Origin of the sequence: Methylobacterium goesingense, assembly GCF_022179225.1 — a bacterium.
Lineage (GTDB): Bacteria > Pseudomonadota > Alphaproteobacteria > Rhizobiales > Beijerinckiaceae > Methylobacterium > Methylobacterium goesingense.
The window spans coordinates 1-14,938 of the sequence record NZ_BPQL01000108.1 but is presented as its reverse complement, the minus strand read 5'-3'; the positions used below and the strand labels follow the sequence as shown (position 1 = coordinate 14,938).

Annotated in this window: 18 protein-coding genes and 1 pseudogene; 4 read left to right on the top strand and 15 right to left on the bottom strand. The window is 71.9% G+C overall.

The window, feature by feature from the left end; translation table 11 throughout:
- On the bottom strand, positions 1-362 hold a 362-nt coding region (fabA, locus tag MFF30_RS18665; RefSeq protein ID WP_238280983.1), incomplete at its 3' end, for a bifunctional 3-hydroxydecanoyl-ACP dehydratase/trans-2-decenoyl-ACP isomerase.
- 345 nt (positions 363-707) lie between these two features.
- Here fabA and irr point away from each other — a divergent pair.
- Both irr and MFF30_RS18655 read left to right on the top strand, forming a co-directional pair.
- Positions 708-1,217 carry a Fur family transcriptional regulator Irr gene (gene irr, locus MFF30_RS18660; RefSeq protein ID WP_238280982.1) on the top strand — a complete coding sequence of 170 codons (510 nt, stop codon included), beginning with the start codon at positions 708-710 and terminating at the stop codon, positions 1,215-1,217.
- 181 nt (positions 1,218-1,398) lie between these two features.
- Positions 1,399-1,983, top strand: coding sequence for a histidine phosphatase family protein (locus MFF30_RS18655; RefSeq protein ID WP_238280981.1), 585 nt, complete (start codon positions 1,399-1,401; stop codon positions 1,981-1,983).
- A 4-nt stretch (positions 1,984-1,987) separates the two neighbouring features.
- Here the strand turns inward: MFF30_RS18655 and MFF30_RS18650 are convergent, their stop codons facing one another.
- The 8 genes and pseudogenes from MFF30_RS18650 to MFF30_RS18615 form a co-directional block, all read right to left on the bottom strand.
- A complete protein-coding gene (locus tag MFF30_RS18650) occupies positions 1,988-2,701 on the bottom strand; it encodes a hypothetical protein (protein WP_238280980.1) in 714 nt (237 codons plus the stop codon).
- A gap of 78 nt (positions 2,702-2,779) precedes the next feature.
- Complete coding sequence (locus tag MFF30_RS18645) at positions 2,780-3,787, bottom strand: nickel/cobalt transporter (protein ID WP_238280979.1); 1,008 nt, start codon at positions 3,785-3,787, stop codon at positions 2,780-2,782.
- Positions 3,778-4,461: a DUF1007 family protein gene (locus MFF30_RS18640; RefSeq protein ID WP_238280978.1), complete on the bottom strand. Its 684-nt coding sequence runs from the start codon at positions 4,459-4,461 to the stop codon at positions 3,778-3,780. The genes MFF30_RS18645 and MFF30_RS18640 overlap by 10 nt, the downstream gene beginning before the upstream one ends.
- A gap of 150 nt (positions 4,462-4,611) precedes the next feature.
- The gene (locus MFF30_RS18635) at positions 4,612-5,082 is read right to left on the bottom strand and encodes a cytochrome c-type biogenesis protein (protein WP_238280977.1); all 471 of its coding nucleotides are present in this window, start codon (positions 5,080-5,082) and stop codon (positions 4,612-4,614) included.
- Complete coding sequence (locus tag MFF30_RS18630) at positions 5,079-7,082, bottom strand: heme lyase CcmF/NrfE family subunit (RefSeq protein WP_238280976.1); 2,004 nt, start codon at positions 7,080-7,082, stop codon at positions 5,079-5,081. Before MFF30_RS18630 ends, MFF30_RS18635 begins: the two co-directional genes overlap by 4 nt.
- A gap of 168 nt (positions 7,083-7,250) precedes the next feature.
- Positions 7,251-7,686 (bottom strand): annotated as a pseudogene (gene ccmE, locus MFF30_RS18625) (cytochrome c maturation protein CcmE); the annotation flags it as partial.
- 164 nt (positions 7,687-7,850) lie between these two features.
- On the bottom strand, positions 7,851-9,407 hold the full coding sequence (gene ccmI, locus MFF30_RS18620; protein ID WP_238280974.1) for a c-type cytochrome biogenesis protein CcmI: 1,557 nt from the start codon (positions 9,405-9,407) through the stop codon (positions 7,851-7,853).
- Positions 9,408-9,579: 172 nt separating this feature from the next.
- The gene (locus MFF30_RS18615) at positions 9,580-10,998 is read right to left on the bottom strand and encodes a sensor histidine kinase (RefSeq protein ID WP_238280973.1); all 1,419 of its coding nucleotides are present in this window, start codon (positions 10,996-10,998) and stop codon (positions 9,580-9,582) included.
- Positions 10,999-11,230: 232 nt separating this feature from the next.
- On the opposite strand from MFF30_RS18615, the gene MFF30_RS18610 reads away from it, so the two are divergent.
- Both MFF30_RS18610 and MFF30_RS18605 read left to right on the top strand, forming a co-directional pair.
- A complete protein-coding gene (locus MFF30_RS18610) occupies positions 11,231-11,488 on the top strand; it encodes a type II toxin-antitoxin system prevent-host-death family antitoxin (RefSeq protein WP_238280972.1) in 258 nt (85 codons plus the stop codon).
- A gap of 94 nt (positions 11,489-11,582) precedes the next feature.
- On the top strand, positions 11,583-11,936 hold the full coding sequence (locus tag MFF30_RS18605) for a hypothetical protein (RefSeq protein WP_238280971.1): 354 nt from the start codon (positions 11,583-11,585) through the stop codon (positions 11,934-11,936).
- A gap of 2 nt (positions 11,937-11,938) precedes the next feature.
- Here MFF30_RS18605 and MFF30_RS18600 read toward each other — a convergent pair whose 3' ends face one another.
- The 6 genes from MFF30_RS18600 to MFF30_RS18575 form a co-directional block, all read right to left on the bottom strand.
- A complete protein-coding gene (locus MFF30_RS18600; protein WP_238280970.1) occupies positions 11,939-12,616 on the bottom strand; it encodes a response regulator transcription factor in 678 nt (225 codons plus the stop codon).
- A gap of 119 nt (positions 12,617-12,735) precedes the next feature.
- Positions 12,736-13,098 carry a PepSY domain-containing protein gene (locus MFF30_RS18595; RefSeq protein ID WP_238280969.1) on the bottom strand — a complete coding sequence of 121 codons (363 nt, stop codon included), beginning with the start codon at positions 13,096-13,098 and terminating at the stop codon, positions 12,736-12,738.
- Between the two features lie 247 nt (positions 13,099-13,345).
- Complete coding sequence (locus MFF30_RS18590) at positions 13,346-13,546, bottom strand: hypothetical protein (protein WP_238280968.1); 201 nt, start codon at positions 13,544-13,546, stop codon at positions 13,346-13,348.
- Between the two features lie 10 nt (positions 13,547-13,556).
- Positions 13,557-13,904 (bottom strand): hypothetical protein, encoded by a 348-nt coding sequence (locus MFF30_RS18585; protein WP_238280967.1) that lies wholly within the window; start codon positions 13,902-13,904, stop codon positions 13,557-13,559.
- 27 nt (positions 13,905-13,931) lie between these two features.
- Positions 13,932-14,456, bottom strand: a complete 525-nt coding sequence (locus tag MFF30_RS18580; RefSeq protein WP_238280966.1) for a hypothetical protein — start codon at positions 14,454-14,456, stop codon at positions 13,932-13,934.
- 63 nt (positions 14,457-14,519) lie between these two features.
- Positions 14,520-14,938 (bottom strand): glycoside hydrolase family protein (locus MFF30_RS18575; RefSeq protein ID WP_238280965.1); only part of this gene is annotated, 419 nt, incomplete at its 5' end.

Sequence of the window (14,938 nt, the reverse complement as noted above, 5' to 3'; positions counted from 1 at the left end):
ATCTCGGCTGGCTCGGGGCTCCGGGACGGGGCCCCGAGCCAGCCGAGATGGAAGCCCACGAGCTGCCAGAGGGCGTCGAGGCCGAGGCAGCCCGGCATCACCGGATCATTCTTAAAGTGGCAGCCGAAGAACCAGAGGTCCGGCCGGATGTCGAACTCGGCGCGCACGTGGCCCTTGCCGTGGGCGCCGCCCTCGCTGCCGATGGAGACGATGCGGTCGAACATCAGCATCGGCGGCAGCGGCAGCTGCGCGTTTCCGGCGCCGAACAGCTCGCCACGTCCGCAGGCGAGCAGTTCCTCATAGGAATACTGCGAGGCCCGCTGGGGCACGGTGGTCGACGGGGCGTTCGGATCGGAAGCCATGATGCGCGGATCGGTCCTCGATGTGTGATGCCGGAGCGGGGCTGGCCGCGTTCCGGCAGATGTGGCCGTGTCCCGGCAGGGACCGGCCCGGGCCGCTCCCACCGAACGCACGGCGCGAATTCGGCGCCTCGTTAACACAGGGCCAGGGAGCCTCAAAGCACCGAGGCCTCGCGGCAGGGGTGCCCCGCGACAGGATCGTGCCGGCATGGACGCCGCCGCCCGGACCGCCCGGCCGGCACCGGGCCCGCCCTGCGTGCATACCGCTCGGGTTGCGGTCGGGCGGCCGGTTCCGTATACCTGTGTTCTTCAAGTCCTGTTTCTCTGCGTGGGATGTTCATCAGCCCAATGTCGAACCTTCTGCCCCTGCAGGCCGTGCTGAACGCGCGGGCCTCCGTCCCCGCCGGCGATGCGGCCGCCGGCCGCCGCGGTTGCCCGTTGTCGGATCTGCGCGATCGTCTGCGCCGCGCGGGCCTGCGTCCGACGCGTCAGCGCCTGTCTCTGGGCTGGCTGCTGTTCGGGCGCGGCGACCGCCACCTCACGGCGGAAATGCTCTACGACGAGGCGATGCGGGCCAAGGTCCCGGTCTCGCTGGCGACCGTCTACAACACGCTGCACCAGTTCACCGAGGCCGGCCTGCTCCGCCAGCTCGCCCTGGACGGCTCGAAGGCGTATTTCGACACCAACCCCAGCGAGCACCACCACTTCTTCCTCGAGGACGAGGGACAGGTGCTGGATATGCCCGATTGCGGCATCACCGTCGATTCGCTCCCCGAAGCCCCCGAGGGCATGGAGATCGCCGGCGTCGAGGTCATCGTACGCCTGCGCCGGCGCGGTCCGGTGGCCCGCAAGGCCTGAACGACCCCCTCACGAGACTGAATGCGCGCGAGGCCCGGGAAACCGGGCCTTTTTCGTTGTTGCGGCCATCGGCGCCACCGGATGGTGGGCAACGATGGCCGTCCTCCCGGGTTATCGGACGGGGCGCGCGTGCCTGCACGACCCCTCCCCATCAGACTTCTCCCATCAAGACCGGATCGGTATGGCTCCCTCTCGCATCGTCTGTGTCCGCCACGGCGAATCGACCTTCAACGCCGCTCATCGCCTGACCGGCCGCGATCCCGGCCACGTGGATGCCCGGCTCACCGAACGGGGCCTCGCCCAGGTCCAGGCGGCGCGGGCCGCCTTGCACGACATCCCCTTCGACCTCGTGGTGACTTCGCCCCTGACCCGGGCGATCCAGACCACGAAGGGCATCTTCGGCGACCATCCGAGCCGGCCGCGCATCCTCGTCGAGGTGCTGCACCGGGAGTGCCAGGAGAGCAGCTGCGACGTCGGCCGGGCGGCCTCGATCCTGGCGGCCGAGTTTCCCGACGTCGCCGTCGACCACCTGCCGGAGATCTGGTGGCATGCGGAGGGCGAGCCCGATGCGAGCGGGGTGCATATCGAACCGCGCAACCTGTTCGACGACCGCGTGCGCGGTTTTCGCGATTGGCTGCTGGCGCGGCCCGAGCGCAGCATCGCGGTGGTCGGCCACGGGACGTTCTTCTTCCACCTGACCGGGACCTGGCTCGACAATTGTCAGACGGTGGCGTTCGACCCCGCCGCGCTGCCCGCCGAGGCCTGAGCGCTCAGGGCGCCCCGGTCCGCGCGGTCTCGAACCGCTCCCGCGCCAGGGCGACGTCGATCGCGCCCGTTCCGCCCCCGAGATCGAGGGCCTCGTCCAGGATCGCGGCGGCCATGGCCCAGGTCCCGGGCACGAACGGGGCGGCCCCTTCGCCCACCTCGGCGGCGCAGCGGGCATCCGCGAAGGCCTTCACCGCTGCCGAGGCGGCCCGCGCCACCGCCGCCGCCCGGGCGCCCGCCACCCAGGCCCCCTGTCGCCCGGCGGCCTCCGCGCGCGCGCCGCCCTCCCAGGCTGCGGCCCGGGCGGCGTCCCGTGCGCTCGCTGCGTCCGCCGCGCCGTCGCAGCGGGCGGCGAGGGCGGGCAGGCCCGCATGGTCGAGGAGGGGTGGGAGGATGCGGCGAACGCTCGCCCGAGCGAGGAAGGTCACGCGCTCGGCCTCGACGGCCGGATCGGCGGCCGAGCCGGCCAGGCGCAGCACGAAGGCCATCAGCCGGGGGCGCTCGACATCCGGCATGGCGTCGTTCAACCCGAGGGCATAGGCGGCCAGGGCTCGCGAGAAGCAGGGCGGGCAATCGGCCGAGGCGCGGATCGCCTGGTAGGGCAGTCCGGCGGCGACGATGGCAGCTTCGTTGATGCAGGTGCCGCCGTCCGGACCGGGAAAATCGTGCGAGCCGGCCAGGAGCCGCCAGTTCAGGATCGGCTCGAAGCCCGACGTCATGCCCATGCTCCCCTGCTGCCGGGGCAGACTGGCACGGGCCGGCCGGCTTGGCGAGGCGGTTGGAAAAGTGGCGCGGCGTCAGCCGCCGAGGTCGGCGGCCAGGCCCGCCAGCATGGCGAGGCCGAGCACCAGCACGAAGGCGCCCGCGAGGAGTTCGAGGGCACCGACTGCCCGCGCCCCGGTCCGTCCGCGTCCGCCCGCGAGGCGCAGGGCCAGGACCTTGGCGAAGACCGCGAGGCTCGCGAGCGCCCCGGTGGTGAGGGCGGTTCCGAGCGCCATGGCGAAGGTCGCCGCGATGCCGGCGGCCAGCAGGCCCTGCGAGGCGGAGAAGACGAGGATCAGCACGGCCCCCGCGCAGGGGCGCGTGCCCGCCGCCAGCACGATCCCGGCCCGTTCGCGCCAGGTCGCGAGGCGGCTCAATGCCGCCGCGTCGGTGAGATGGACATGGCCGCAGCCGGGGGCGCAGGCCGCCGCGTCCTGGCCGACGAGCCGCCCGGCCTTGCGCCAGGTGAGGGCGAGCCCGAGGAGCGCCACGAGGGCGAAGCTCACCGTCTCGATCACCGTGCCGGCCCGGGTCATGCCGGCGGCGGTGGCCCCGAGCAGCAGGGTTCCGACCCCCACGAGGGCGATGGCGACGAGGGCCTGGAGCAGGGCGGCGGCGAAGCTCAAGCCGAAGCCGCGCAGCAGGGCGCGTTCCCCGGCGACGATGTAGCCGGCGATGACGGCCTTGCCGTGGCCCGGCCCGGCGGCGTGGAAGACGCCGTAACTGAAGCCCAGTAGCATCATCGGCCCCCAGGCACCGCCCTCCTTGAGGGCACGGACGGACGCCTGGAGGCTGCGCGAGAAACTCGATTGCAGGGCGAGGATCCAGCCGCCGAGGCCGGTGGCCTGGGGGGCGGCCTCGCGAAAGCCGATGCCGAAGGGCGAGCGCGGCGACGGAGCGGCGACGCCGGGACTGATCAGCCAGACGAGGCCGGACAGGACCAGGGCCGCGACGGCCACGGCGATCAGCGCCAGGAGCGCCTGCCGGACGAGGTGCCGGCGCGGATCGGCCGGGGCGGTTCCGAAGGCGGCGCCTACGGACACGCGACGAGGATCCGGTTGGCGAACTGGAGGCCGTAATTCGAGGCCGAGGTCAGGGCCTCGAAGAAGGCCTCCGACATGCCGGGCTTGGCGTCCGCCGTCTTCCCGTCCGCGCCCGGATCGCCCTTCGGGCGGGTCAGCGTGGCGGCACACCCGCTCGGGGCGCCGGTGAGACGCGCGGCGTCCGCGCCCTCCGCCAGCGCGAAGGAGACGAAGAAGGTGGGGTCGTAGACCTCGACGGCGGTGACGCCGCGCCCTTGGGCCACCGGCGCCTTGAGGGGCAGCAGGAAGCTCAGGGTCAGCTTGTCGCCGTCCATCGTCATGCGCGGCTCGGCCGGGTCCGCGAAGGCCTGCTCCTTACCCGCGACCTTCAGCTTGGTGAAGTAGCCGAACTCAGCGAGATTGCCGGTGTTCTCGGCCGCCAGCCCCGCGAGTTCGTCGGGCGTGAGCCGACCGTCGCCGTTCTTGTCGAGGCCCTGCGTGACGAAGGCGGAATAGGAGGCATCGAAGGTCCAGGCGTGCCGGATGCCGGTCACTCGCCCGCCCTCGCCATAGGCGATCTCGGCCTTGGTCGTCACCCAGACATGGGGATGTGCGCGGGCGGGGGACGCGAGAAGCGCCACCGCCAGAGTCGGCGCGAGGAGGTTCAGGAGGCGGTGCGGCGACGCGATCGGCATGGCACGGGACGCTCGCGACTCAGGGTAAAGACATCGTTAAGGCCGACGCGGGACCGGGGGTCGGCCGTTCGGGCCAGATCTCCCCCGGTACTGGGGCGAAAGCGAGGCGTGCCCCGGCGCGCGATCGTTCACCCGGGCGGGAACGCGCCCTCAGTCGCGCCGAGTCAGGGCGGCGATCTCCGCCTGCTCCTCGGGGCTGAGGCCCTGCGGCACCGGCTCGGGCCGGCGGCGTGCGAGGCGCCAGAGCCCGAACAGGCCGAGAGCCACCACCAGCCCCGGGGTCAGCCACAGGAGCAGGGTGTGCAGGGCGAAGACGGGCCGCAGCAGCACGTATTCGCCGTAGCGCCCGACGACGTAGGATTGCACCTGCGCGTCGTCGTCGCCGGCCTTGAGGCGCTCGCGCACGATGAGCCGCAGGTCCCGGGCCAGGGGAGCATCGGAATCGTCGATGGACTGGTTCTGGCAGACGAGGCAGCGCAGGCCGGAGGAGATGTCCCGGGCGCGCGCCTCCAGAGCGGGGTCCTTGAGGACCTCGTCCGGTTGCACCGCGCCGGCCCCGCCCGCCAGGGCGAGGAGGAGGGCCAGCGCCGCCGCGGCGTGGGGCAGGGGAGACCGGCTCATTCGGCGGGCGCCATGCCGGGCGGAAGCGGCTTCGACTTCGCCCGTGCGGGCGCGCCGACGCGCATGCGCCGGTCGGTGAGGGAGACCGCGCCGCCGAGCGCCATGACCACCGCGCCGAGCCAGATCAGCAGCACCAGGGGCTTGTAGTAGAGCCGCAGGCCGATGCCGCCCTCGGGGAGCACTTCGCCCAGGCTGGCATAGACCTGGCTCGCCCCGATGGTGAGCAGGCCGGACTCCGTCACCGTCATCTTGCGGCTCGGATAGAAGCGCTTGCCGGTCTCCACGGTGCCGACGAAGTCGCCGCCGGCGTTGCGGATGGTGAGGAAAGCGGTGGTCTCGGTGTAGTTCTCGCCCTGCCGTGGGCCGACCCGGTCGAGGGTGGCCACGTAGGGGCCGGAGGCCAGGGATTCGCCGGGTTTCACGGTCTTCAACCCTTCCGTCGCCCAGCCCTGCGCGGCGATGCCGAGCACCACGACCCCGACGCCCGCATGCGCCAGCGCCGTGCCCCAGGCGGAGCGCGGCAGGCCGGCGGCGCGGCGCCAGATCGCGGCGGCGCCCCGGGTTCGGCTGGCGCCGTAGCCCCGCGCCCGCGAGATGATCTCGAGGGCAGAGCCGACCACGAGGTAGGCCCCGAGGCCGATGCCCACCGGGGCCATCATCGGGCCGCCCCAGGTCAGGGCCAGCACGGCGAGGCCGACCACGAGGGCGATGGCGAGCGCCGCGAACAGGCGCTGGGTCGCCGCATGCACGTCGCCGCGCTTCCAGGCCAGGGTTTGGCCGAACGGCACGATGAGGAGGAGCGGGATCGCGAGCGGGATGAAGGTGTAGTTGAAGAAGGGAGGGCCCACCGAGATCTTCTCGGCGGTGAGCATCTCCAGTAGCAGCGGATAGAGCGTGCCGACGAACACGGTGGCGCAGGCGGCGGCCAGGAACAGGTTGTTCATGACGAGGGCGCCCTCGCGGGAGATCGGCGCGAAGATGCCGCCCTGACGCAGCATCGGCGCCCGCCAGGCGAACAGCGTGAACGAGCCGCCGATGAACAGGATCAGGATAGCGAGGATGAACACGCCGCGCGTCGGGTCCGTGGCGAAGGTGTGGACCGAGGTCAGCACGCCCGAGCGCACGATGAAGGTGCCGAGCAGCGAGAGCGAGAAGGTGAGGATGGCCAGCAGCACGGTCCAGACCTTCAGGGCGTCGCGCTTCTCCATCACCACGGTGGAGTGGAGGAGGGCGGTGCCGGCGAGCCAGGGCATCAGCGAGGCGTTCTCGACCGGGTCCCAGAACCACCAGCCGCCCCAGCCGAGCTCGTAATAGGCCCAGTACGAGCCCATCGCGATGCCGAGCGTCAGGAAGCTCCAGGCGATCAGGGTCCAGGGCCGCACGGCCCGCGCCCAGACCGCGTCGATGCGCCCCTCGATCAGGGCCGCGATGGCGAACGCGAAGGTGATCGAGAAGCCGACATAGCCGACGTAGAGAAGGGGCGGGTGCACCGCGAGGCCGAAATCCTGCAGCAGCGGGTTGAGGTCGTTGCCCTCGACCGGCGCCGGGTTCACCCGCGTGAACGGGTTCGAGGTCGTGATGATGAACAGCACGAACACGAATGTGATCAGCCCCTGCACCGCCAGGGTGTTGGCCCGCAGGGTCGGGGGCACGGATTCGCGCGCCACCGCCACCAGCGCCCCGAACAGGGCCAGGATGAGGACCCAGAGCAGCATCGAGCCCTCGTGGTTCCCCCAGACGCCGGACAGCTTGTAGAGGAAGGGCTTGGCGGTGTGCGAGTTCTCGACCACGTTGAGGACCGAGAAGTCCGACGTGGCGTGCGCGTAGGTCAGCGCTCCGAACGAGAACAGGATGCAGGCGAAGGCGCCGAGGGCGGCGGGCGTCGCCACGGACCTCAGGGCCTGGTCGCCCGAGCGCGCCGCCCAGACCGGCATCACCGCCTGGACCAGGGAAAGGGCCAGCGCGAGCGCCAGCGCGAAATGGCCGACCTCGATCAGCAAGGCGGGATGTCCTTCCGGTTTGAGAGGGGCCGGTTTGAGAAAGACCGGTCTGCGCCGCGCATCATCGCTCGCTACGCTGGCCCAGCGTCTTGCCGGTCACCGAAGTTCCGTTCTCGGAAGCCTTGATGTCCGAAGGCTTGCTGTCGGAGACCTTGGCGTCCGTCATGCCCTTGCCCTCCTGCCAGCGGCCCTGCGCCTTCAGGGCGTCGGCGACCTCGCGGGGCATGTAGGATTCGTCGTGCTTGGCCAGCACCGTGTCGGCGCGGAACACTCCGCCCGGCCCCAGCGTGCCCTCGGCTACCACGCCCTGGCCCTCGCGGAACAGGTCAGGCAGCAGGCCGCGATACTGCACCTGCACGGTGGCATTGGTGTCGGTCACCGAGAAGTCGACGGTCTGGTCCGGCCCACGCTGAAGAGAACCGTCCTTGACGAGGCCGCCGAGGCGGAAGCGCGTGCCCGGCGCCACGGTCTGGGCCGCGACCTCGGTGGGCGAGCGGAAGAACACGATCGACCCGCTCATCGCCGAGAGGATCAGGCCGAGGGCCAGGGCCAGTACGGCGCCGCAGGCAGCGATCAGGACGAGTCGGCGGCTCTTGCGGGTCACGGGTGGCGCTTCCGTCTCGGTGGCGTGGGGGGCGTCGTTGCGCCCTGGCGATATGATGCAGGATCGGATCCGGCCGCTTCCGGTGTCGGCCGTGCGCCCGGCTGGGTCAAGGGCCGGGGCCGGGACCGATTGTCAGGGGCGCGCCAGCGCGCAGAGGCGCCGTCCTACGGTTTTCCCGCGGGTGCGGCCGGCTTCGGCGCCTGTCCGCGCAGGTCGAGTTCCCGCGAGAGTTCGTCGAGGCGCTCGATCGCCCCCGGGTCCGGGCTCAGCGCCATCCGCGCCCGGTCGAGGATCTGGGCGGCCCGCTCGCGCTCGCCCAGCACACTGTAGGAGCGCACCAGGCGCAGCCAGTCGTCGACGCTGCCGCCCTTGGCCGCCAGCCGCCGGTCGAGGCCCGCCACCATGGCGCGGATCGCCGCGTCGCGCTCGGCGGCCGGCATCGCCTTGACGGCGGCCACGGCGGCCTCGGTGCCCGCGCGCCCCGCTTCCTCGGCGGCGCTCGGCACGCCCGGGGCCGGGGCGCCGGCGAGCCCGACCTCGCGGGCCATCTCGTCCAGCCGGCCCTTGGCCTCCGGATCGTCCGCCAGGGCCTTGCGCGCCCGCTCCAGGGCGGCGGCGGCCTTGTCGCGCTCCTTGAGCACGCCGTAGGACCGCACGAGGCGCAGCCACTCGTCGAGGCTGCCACCCGTGTCGGAAAGCCGCCGGTCGAGACCCTCGACCATGCCCCGAATGGCGCCTTCGCGCCCGGCCGGCGGCAGGGACTGGAGCGTGGCGGCGCGGCCCGCGTCGGGCGACTGGACACGCCCCTGGCTCTGCGCCTCGGCAGGGGCTTGAGTCTGAGCCTGGGCTTGAGTCTGGGCTTGAGCCGGCGCCTCGCCCTTCAGGCGCGCGAGGTTCTCCGTCACCAGGGGGAGCCAGGGCGCGTCGGCGGGGGCCGCCGCGACCATCGCCTGCAGGCGGCGGATCGCATCGGGGATGTCGCCCTCGAGCTCGGCCGCCCGGGCCAGGTAGAATTGCGGCTTGGCGACCTGACCGTCGAGGTCGATCGCGCGCTGGAAGATGGCCTTGGCCTGGGGTGGGACGGCGCCGTTGCCGGCCGCCACCAGGGCCTCGCCCCAGTCGGACAGGCGCTGCGGCGTCTCGCCGAGGATGCGGCTCGCGGCCTCGTAGGCATGGGCTGCGTCGTCGAAGCGGCCCATCCGCATGTAGACGGGGGCCAGCACCGACCAGCCGCGTCCGTCGGTGGGATCGGCGGCCAGGCGCGCCTCGATCTGGCCGATGGCCTTGAGGAGGTCCTGGTCGGCGCTCTGCACGGACTGGCGCTCGGCCGCGCTCTGCGCGGGCATGTGGGGCGAGCCGTAGATGCCGTAGGCGATGAGGGCGACGAGGGGGATGGTCGAGAGCGCGAAGGCGGAGGCGGCCCGGCGCTGGCGCAGGGCCGGCTCGGCCATGCCGGGGCTCACGGGCACGCCGGCCCGGTTGGCCCGGATCAGCCTTCGCCCCGCCTCGGTGCGGGCAGCCTCCGCCTCGGGGGCGGCGATCAGGCCGCGGGCCTCGTCACGCGCGATCTCGCGCAGCTGATCCTCGTAGAACCCGGTCTCGGTGGCGAGGCCCCCGGCTTCCGGCGCGGCGGCCGGATCGGCCCGGCGCGACATCGGCCAGAGCAGGGCGAACACCGCCGTGCCGGTCATGAACGCCAGTATGAACCAAAGTGCCGTCATCACGCCCCGGACGCTGCCCCGCTTGCATGTAGACGCGGGCTCCCGCCGGCACGATGCGGGCATCGGGCGACACGGTGTCACGCGCACGCGCTGGGGAAGAACGGCACAACCTTAGCGGATACGCCCGGCGGATCAAACGCCCGGCGATTCTGGGCCGCCGGACCCGGCCGCCTCAGTGCGGCGCGACGCCGGCCGGTGCGTCCCCCGGCACCTCGATCACCGCCCGCAGGCCGCCCAGGGTCGCCTCCTCCAGGCGGAAGCGCCCGCGATAGAGGGCGGCGAGGTCGGCCACGATCGAGAGGCCGAGGCCGGAGCCGGGCTTCGTCTCGTCGAGGCGCCGCCCGCGCCCGAGCACTGCCGCCCGGTCCTCCGGCGCGAGGCCCGGGCCGTCGTCCTCGATCGCCACCAGAAGGTGGGGATAATCGTCCTTGCCCACCGCCTCGGCCCGGATCGCGACCCGACTGCCGGCCCATTTCGAGGCGTTGTCGACGAGGTTGCCGATCATTTCCTCGAAGTCCTGGCGTTCGCCCCGGAAGCGCAGGCCGGCCGGCACGTAGACCTCGTAGGCGATGTCCTTGTCGCGGTAGATCTTGCCGAAGGTGCGAACCAGCCCGGCGAGCGCCGGCTCGACCTCCGTGGAGGTGCCCAGCGTGCCGGCGAGCGCCGCCGCCCGGGCCCGGTCGAGGTGATAGTTCACCTGATCGCGCATCACCGCGGCCTGCTCGCGGATCTTGGCCGAGAGGTCGCCGGGCGCGTCGGCGGCGCCGACCTCGTTGACGATGATCGAAAGCGGGGTCTTCAGGGCGTGGGCGAGGTTGCCGACCTGAGTGCGCGCCCGCTCCAGAATCTCCCGGTTGGTTTCGATGAGCAGGTTCACCTCACCCGCCAGGGGCGCGATGTCCCGCGGGTACTCGCCGGTGATGCGGTCGGATTCCCCCCGCCGGATGGCGCCGAGCGCGTTCCGCAGCTTGGCGAGCGGCGCGAGGCCGAAGCGGATCTGCAGCAGGGTCGTCAGGGCGAGCGAGAGGCCGAGCAGGCCGAAGGTGACCATCAGCGAGAAACGGAAGCGGTCGACGTCGTTCTCGATCTCGTCGGCGGGGCCGGCGACCCGCACGGTGTAGCGGCCCTCCTCGCCGAGATCGACGTCGCGCTCGATGACGCGCAGGCGGCGCTCGTCCTGGGCCCGGCCATAGCCCTGGCGGATCTGGCCGATGCCCGCCTTGGTGTCGGGCGTGCCGGCTGCCTTCAGGGGCACGCCGACGAGGGAGCGCGAGGTGCGCAGGTCGCGGGGCTTCGCATCGGGGCGGCCGATCTGCCAGTACCAGCCCGACAGCGGCAGGTCGAAGCGCGGATCGCTCAGGGTGAAGGAGCGGCTCTCCGGATCGTTGGGCGAGACGAGGTCGGTGGCGAGGTTGTTGGCATAGACGAGGAGACGGCTGTCGAAGGCCCGCTCGGTGTTCTCGCGGTACAGGGTCGTGAGGATCCAGGCGGCGATCAGCAGGATCGCCGAACTCGCCAGCAGCGCCGAGGTGGCGAGGCGCACCGCGATCGAGCGGCGACGCATGGGCAACCAGGAGGGGGAAGAGAACATGTGCGCCAAGTCTGCGTTGCAGGCGAAAATCTACGCCGCGGCCGAGTGCACGACGTCGATGATGTGAGTTTTGAGGTGAGCGCTCGAGCCCTGAATCGACTCCGGGCTTCCCGGCAGGCGTATCCTATCCTGCACGAGGTCCCATGTCTCACCTTGACGGAAATCCGCAATATCCGCAGAGTGCGGATTATGCGGATTTCGTCTCTGCCCGGTTTTTGAGAGTCGCATCGATATGAACCTATTCAAGTTCATTGATACGGATGCCACGGACTTCGCCAAGCGCGCAGGATTCTATCAGGACGAGGCGATCCGGAACCCGGTCGTGATCAGCAAGAACGGACGGCCCAAGACGGTCCTCGTGGCCTATGACGAATTCATCCGCCTGCGCGAACGCGACCGGCGTTCCTTCACGGTCGACGATATTCCGGATGACATCGCCGACGCGATCCTGAACGCTAAGGTCCCGGAAGGCCTGACGGACCCGGACTAGTGCAAGGCTCGCGACGGTGATCCCGGCAGAGCCGCCGATCGCCGGTACTGTGTTCCGCTATGCGTTCCTCTGGTCGACCGAGGATCGCGCAGGCTTGGAGTCCGGTCAGAAGGACAGACCCGCCGGCCTCGTGGTCGCCCGCAGACCGCAGGATGGGAGCTGCATCGTGGTTCCGATCACGCATCGTGAGCCGGAGGGTCGGACCGTCGGCGTGGAGATTCCCACGGAGATACGTCGAAGCATCGGCCTCGACGATCGGCGACAGTGGGTCATCGTGTCCGAGGGCAATGACTTCGTCTGGCCTGGTCCGGATCTGCGGGCCATTCCCGACCTCGCCCCGCCGACCGTCGTCTATGGAACGGTGCCACGACGCTTCTTCGCCCTGGTGCTCGCGCACATGCAGATCCTGATCAAGGCTCGACGCCTCGCGCTGAGTCCGCGCCGCTGAGATCACACCCGCGGCGCGGGCTGGTTCGGGTCGACGAGGTAGCCCAGCCCCCGCACCGTCTGGATCAGGTCGACCGCGAGTTTCTTGCGCAGGCGGCCGACGAAGACCTCGATGGTGTTGGAATCGCGGTCGAAATCCTGGTCGTAGAGGTGCTCGGTCAGCTCGGCCCGCGAGACCACGCGGCCGGTGTGGTGCATCAGATAGGAGAGCAGGCGGTACTCGTGGCTCGTGAGCTTGACCGGGTTGCCGTCCACGAAGACCCGGCCGGAGCGGGTGTCGAGCACCACCGGCCCGCAGGCGATCTGGCTGGTGGCGTGGCCGGCCGCGCGCCGCAGCAGGGCACGCACGCGGGCCATCAGCTCCTCCATGTGGAAGGGCTTCGTCACGTAGTCGTCGGCCCCCGCATCGAAGCCGTCGACCTTGTCGGACCAGCGGTCCCGGGCGGTGAGGATGATGACCGGTGTCTTGATGCCGGCCCGGCGCCACTTCTGAAGGACGCTGACACCGTCGGTCTTGGGCAGGCCCATGTCGAGAATGATCGCGTCGTAGGGCTCGTTCTCGCCGAGATAGCCGCCCTCCTCGCCGTCGAAGGCCTTGTCGGCCACGTAGCCGGCCTCTTCCAGCGCGGTCACCACCTGCCGGTTGATGTCCCGGTCATCCTCCACCACGAGCAAACGCACGGTCCAGAACTCCTACGATGATGGCCCGAACCACGTCCGTCGCGAGCAACGCACGTTAGACGGCCCGTGCCGCACGCGAAACACCCTTCCGGGGCCCCGCGCGATCACGTTCGACGGTCTCAGGGTCCGCTGACCTGACCGGTTGTGGCGTCCACCATGACGTGGACGAACTGTCCGTCTCGGCGCAGGGCCGTGAGCAGGTAGACCAGCGTCTCGTCGTTGCGGCACAGGCGCGCCCGCTGGATCTCGGCGCGCGGGATGACCTGTCGGGCCGCGCGGATCGCCGCCACGGGGGCGATCACGCGCTTGTCGGCCACCGCCTCGCGCAGGTCTGCGGCACTGAGGCAGGTCTCGCTGCGCGGAACGGCGATCAGGGGGGGCGCGCCCGCACCGGGGGTCTCCTCGGCGAGCGTATCGATCGAGCCCGTCGCGAACCCCGCGATGGTCAGTCCGATCAACAACAGGGCGAGAAGGATACGCATGATGGACAGATCTAGGGACGAGGCACTGAATGCGCCCTGAATAGCGAGCCAAGCCGAACCTCGGCCATCCGGTTCCCGGCATGGCTGCCCCCCACCGGGCCCCTCCGCAATCGGCATGCGCATTCCTCGTCCTAAATCCGGTCGATCCCGTCCGGCGATCCGTGCGGGATCGCGGATCTGGGCTTTGCGCGAACGCCGCACGGGTTTGGGCGATACGGTCCCCCGCTCCGATCACGCGAAGGCCGTATCAGAGGCTGCCCGGGGCGAGGCGGGCGAGGGTCGCCTGCAGGATCGAGCCGATCTCGGCCTGCCGGTCGATGTGGTCGAGGGCGGCCTTGCGCAGGGCCAGGCTGGAGCGCTCGAAGCGCCGACGGGCGGTGGTGAGGCGCAGGGCCGCAAGGCGGCGGCAGCGCCCGCGCCGGAGCAGGTGAAGGTCGGGTCGGGTCACGGCATCCTCCTCAGGGGCGGGCGCGCGGCTCGCCGAGCCGGCGCAGGATCTCGTCGAACTTCTCGCGGCCGCGCTCGTCGCTCCGCTCGACGCCGCGCGCGACCTCGGCGGTGAGCCGGGCGAGGTCCTCCAGCACGCGGGTCCGGCTTTCCAGGGCGGCCGCCACGGCGGCGTTGGTCTGCGAGGCCCGCTCCAGGGCGGTCGCGGTGGCGCCCGCATCCCCCAGGCGCGCCTCCTGGGCGCGGGCGCCCTCGCGGTGAAGGTGGAGGCAGGCGAGCCCGAGCAGGACGGCGACGGTCCAACCCGCGCCCTCCTGGGAGACGAGCAGGCGCGCGGCCTCGAGGGCGATCTTTTCCAAGGGCCCGGTCTCCGGCGCGCGGGGTGGTCAGGGCTGGGTGGCGGGGCGGCGCCCGCGCGCGGCCTGCAGGGCGGGTGCGAGGGTGTTGTCCGCCGTGGCCGCCTCCTCGAGGGGAAGGCTGCGGAACACCTTCTCGCCGAGGCCCTCGACCCCGCCGGCCGCGCGGACGAGCCAGCCCGGGGCCTGTTCGAGGGCACGCTCGACCGCGCTGGCGATCACCCGCGCGCCCACCGGCACCGTCAGGGTCCGGCCGCGCACGGCCCCCGCCACGGCGTTGATGCCGTAATCGGCGACGTTGCGTACGAGCCGCTCCACCAGGGTGCTGGTGACGAGGACGCGCAAGGGGCCGGTCAGGCGGGCCAGGGCCGCCACGGCGGCGGTGGCGGCCAGGGGGACGAGTACGGCGCCCAGGGCCTGGATCGCCTCCGCGAGGGCATCGCCCCAGGGCAGGAGGATCGCGGGCCCGGCGGCCGCGCACGGACCGGTGAGGGCGGCGAGGATCACGGCTCCGGCGGCGAGCGGACGGACGCGGGATGCGGCGAGAGGGACCATGGCGGGCTCCGGGGTTCGGTGACGGGTTTCGGGCAGGAGATGCAGCGAGGAGACTCGGGGGGATCAGCCGGTCCGGCCGCCGCCGGCCCGCAGGGCGGACCAGAGGCGAGCCCAAACCCCCGGCGCAGGCGGGGCCTCCAACGCCGGCAGCGGGGCAGGAAGCGGTGGGACGAGATGGGCTGGGACCGGGATTCGTGCGCGCGGCACGGGCCGGCGGGGGGCGGGGAGGCTCGAAACCGGCGGGCTCGGGATGGCGATCGGCGCCGCGTCGCCCCGGCGGGCCCGGGGCAGGGCCTGGGCGTACGGCGTGCGGAACTGATCGTACTCGGCGCCCCGGCGCGGGATCAGCGCGGCCGGGCGGTTCCACAACAGGATCGCCTCGGCGGCCCCGGCGCGGTCCCCCGCTCTCAGGCGGCGCAGCACCGTCGAGCGCGCGAAGGCCGCCGGGCCGATGTTGAAGCAGAGCGAGACCAGGGCGTCGA

What these genes read in the sequence shown, in the direction of transcription:
- MFF30_RS18595 (WP_238280969.1), bottom strand. Translation starts at nt 13,098, where the DNA reads ATGCGTATCCTTCTCGCCCTGTTGTTGATCGGACTGACCATCGCGGGG.
- MFF30_RS18640 (WP_238280978.1), bottom strand. Translation starts at nt 4,461, where the DNA reads ATGCCGATCGCGTCGCCGCACCGCCTCCTGAACCTCCTCGCGCCGACT.
- irr (WP_238280982.1), top strand. Translation starts at nt 708, where the DNA reads ATGTCGAACCTTCTGCCCCTGCAGGCCGTGCTGAACGCGCGGGCCTCC.
- MFF30_RS18655 (WP_238280981.1), top strand. Translation starts at nt 1,399, where the DNA reads ATGGCTCCCTCTCGCATCGTCTGTGTCCGCCACGGCGAATCGACCTTC.
- MFF30_RS18610 (WP_238280972.1), top strand. Translation starts at nt 11,231, where the DNA reads ATGAACCTATTCAAGTTCATTGATACGGATGCCACGGACTTCGCCAAG.
- MFF30_RS18650 (WP_238280980.1), bottom strand. Translation starts at nt 2,701, where the DNA reads ATGACGTCGGGCTTCGAGCCGATCCTGAACTGGCGGCTCCTGGCCGGC.
- MFF30_RS18635 (WP_238280977.1), bottom strand. Translation starts at nt 5,082, where the DNA reads ATGAGCCGGTCTCCCCTGCCCCACGCCGCGGCGGCGCTGGCCCTCCTC.
- ccmI (WP_238280974.1), bottom strand. Translation starts at nt 9,407, where the DNA reads ATGACGGCACTTTGGTTCATACTGGCGTTCATGACCGGCACGGCGGTG.
- MFF30_RS18615 (WP_238280973.1), bottom strand. Translation starts at nt 10,998, where the DNA reads ATGTTCTCTTCCCCCTCCTGGTTGCCCATGCGTCGCCGCTCGATCGCG.
- MFF30_RS18580 (WP_238280966.1), bottom strand. Translation starts at nt 14,456, where the DNA reads ATGGTCCCTCTCGCCGCATCCCGCGTCCGTCCGCTCGCCGCCGGAGCC.